Source organism: Pseudomonas sp. AGC41 (assembly GCF_057334555.1).
The window spans coordinates 40,591-43,247 of record NZ_JBHFJB010000066.1 but is presented as its reverse complement, the minus strand read 5'-3'; the positions used below and the strand labels follow the sequence as shown (position 1 = coordinate 43,247).

At 63.4% G+C, this 2,657-nt stretch carries 3 protein-coding genes; all 3 read right to left on the bottom strand.

Features of this window, described 5'->3' with window-relative positions:
• Nucleotides 1-24: 24 nt before the first annotated feature.
• From modC to modA, 3 genes are read right to left on the bottom strand one after another with little or no spacing between them, the layout of a single operon-like run.
• The gene (gene modC / locus ACE04F_RS12590) at nt 25-1,104 is read right to left on the bottom strand and encodes a molybdenum ABC transporter ATP-binding protein (RefSeq protein ID WP_486107095.1); all 1,080 of its coding nucleotides are present in this window, start codon (nt 1,102-1,104) and stop codon (nt 25-27) included.
• 3 nt (nt 1,105-1,107) lie between these two features.
• A complete protein-coding gene (gene modB / locus ACE04F_RS12585; RefSeq protein WP_486107093.1) occupies nt 1,108-1,788 on the bottom strand; it encodes a molybdate ABC transporter permease subunit in 681 nt (226 codons plus the stop codon).
• Nucleotides 1,788-2,540, bottom strand: a complete 753-nt coding sequence (modA, locus tag ACE04F_RS12580) for a molybdate ABC transporter substrate-binding protein (RefSeq protein WP_486107091.1) — start codon at nt 2,538-2,540, stop codon at nt 1,788-1,790. The genes modB and modA overlap by 1 nt, the downstream gene beginning before the upstream one ends.
• Between the last annotated feature and the right edge of the window lie 117 nt (nt 2,541-2,657).

Sequence of the window (2,657 nt, the reverse complement as noted above, 5' to 3'; positions counted from 1 at the left end):
CCCACAGGGGTTGTGTAGATAGACCTACGCCAACACCGCCACCGCTTTGATCTGCGCCCACACCATCTGCCCCGGATGCAGCTGCAACTGATCCCGGGAATATCGGGTAATCCGCGCCAGCAACGGCGTGCCGGCGGCCTCCAGCCGGATCAGTACATGAGCCGCGTTGTCGCCCGCCAGTTCGCTGATGACCGTGACCGGCAGGCGATTGAGAATGCTGGTCTGTGCATCGTTCGCCAGGCTCAGGCTGACATCCCGCGCCTGTACCTTGAAGCGCAACGGTCGGCCTACAGCCATCGGCTGATGGGCGACACGCACCTGGAGCTGGCTGTCGGGCAGCGTCAGGGTGAGTAGCTGGTACTGCGGATCATGGGCGCTGACTTTGCCCTGGATCACCACGCCCGCGTCGTCGCCCTGGGCCAGTGGCAGGTCGAGCCGCGCCAGGGTCTCGGCGATCGGTCCGCTGGCCAGGGCACGCCCGGCATCGAGCAGCACGATGTGATCAGCCAGGCGCGCGACTTCGTCCTGGGAATGGCTGACGTACAGTACCGGGATGTCCAGTTCATCGTGGAGCCGTTGCAGGTAAGGCAGGATTTCGTTTTTGCGCCGCGTATCGAGGGCCGCCAGTGGCTCGTCCATCAGCAGCAGTCGCGGGCTGGTCAACAAGGCGCGGGCGATGCCGACGCGCTGGCGTTCGCCGCCGGAGAGGTTATGGGGGTGCCTGTCGAGGAGGTGACCGATGCCGAGCAGTTCCGTCGCGTGGGTCATGTCCACGCGCCGTTGCGCCGGTGCAACGCGCTTGAGGCCGAACGCCAGATTGTCGCGCACCGACAAGTGATCAAACAGGCTCGCCTCTTGGAAAACGTAGCCCAGCGCGCGCTGATGAGGTGCCACGAATACGCCACGCTCACTGTCTTGCCAGACCTCGCCATTGATCTCGATGAAGCCCTGGGAAGGTCGCTCCAGCCCGGCGATGCAGCGTAGGCAGGTGGTCTTGCCGGAGCCGGATTCGCCGTACAGCGCCGTCACTCCACTGCCAGGCAACTGCACGTTCAGGTCCAGGGAAAAGTCGCCGTGGTCGAGTTGAAATCTTGCCTGGATCATCGCTCAGCTCCAGCCGGCACGGGCTCGGCGGCTGGAGTACAGCGCCAGCAACACCAGGAAGGAAAACACCAGCATCGCCGCCGCCAGCCAATGGGCCTGGGCATATTCGAGGGCTTCGACATGGTCGTAGATCTGCACCGACACCACCCGGGTCTTTTCCGGGATGTTGCCGCCGATCATCAGCACCACGCCGAACTCGCCGACCGTGTGGGCGAAACCGAGAATCGCCGCGGTGATGAAACCCGGTCGGGCCAAGGGCAGGATGACGTGGAAAAAAGTGTCCCACGGGCCCGCTCGCAGCGTGGCGGCGACTTCCAGTGGACGATTGCCGATGGCGGAAAACGCGTTCTGCAACGGCTGGACAACAAACGGCATGGAATAGATCACCGAGCCGATCACCAGCCCGGTAAAGCTGAAGGTGAGGGTGCCCAGGCCGAGAGCCTGGGTGAACTGGCCGATCCAGCCGTTCGGACCCAGCGCCAGCAACAGATAAAAGCCGATCACGGTGGGCGGCAACACCAGCGGCAGGGCCACCGTCGCGCCCACCGGCCCGCGCAGCCAGGATTGGGTGCGTGACAGCCACAGGGCGATGGGCGTGCCGATGAGCAGCAGGATCACCGTGGTCAGCGACGCCAGTTTCAGCGTCAACCAGATGGCCGCGTAGTCGGCGCTGGTCAGCGGCATCAGCGTTGATAACCGAAGGACTGAATGATGGCGGCGGCTCGCGGACCCTTGAGGTATTCCATCAAGGCCTGGGCGGCGGGGTTGTCCCGGCCTTTGTCGAGAATCACCGCGTCCTGTTTGATCGGATCATGCAGCTCGGCCGGGACGATCCATGCCGAACCGCTTGCCAGCTTGCCGTCCTTGTACACCTGGGACAGGGCGACGAAGCCCAGTTCGGCATTGCCGGTGGAGACGAACTGATAGGCCTGGGTGATGTTCTGGCCTTCGACGAGCTTGTTCTTGACCGGCGCGGACAGCCCGAGTTTTTCCAGAACCTGGGTCGCGGCCAGGCCATACGGCGCGGTTTTCGGATTGGCGATGGACAGGTGCTTGAACGCATTGGCGCGCAGGACCTGGCCCTGGTTGTCGACGTAGTTGTCCTTGGCCGACCACAGCGCCAACGTGCCGATCGCATAGGTGAAGCGCGAGCCCTTGACGGTAGCGCCTTCGCTTTCGAGCCTGGCCGGGGTGGTGTCGTCGGCGGCGAGGAAGACTTCGAACGGCGCACCATTCTTGATCTGCGTATAAAACTGCCCGGTCGCGCCATAGGCGGCTATCAGCTTATGGCCGGTGTCTTTTTCGAAATCGGCGGCGATGGTCTGGATCGGCGCAGTGAAGTTGGCGGCGACCGCTACCTGCACCTCGTCGGCTTGGGCGGCACTGACACAAAAGCAGGTAGCCAGCAGCAGCGGGGCGAAAGGGTTCGAGCGCATTGGCAGGGTTCCGTGGGATGGGTTCGCTATATAGCAGAATATATAGCGAATGCCTGGGAAACGGAACGTGCTATTTGTTTGGGTGGCACCGGTGACTGGTCCAGCGCTTTCGTGAGC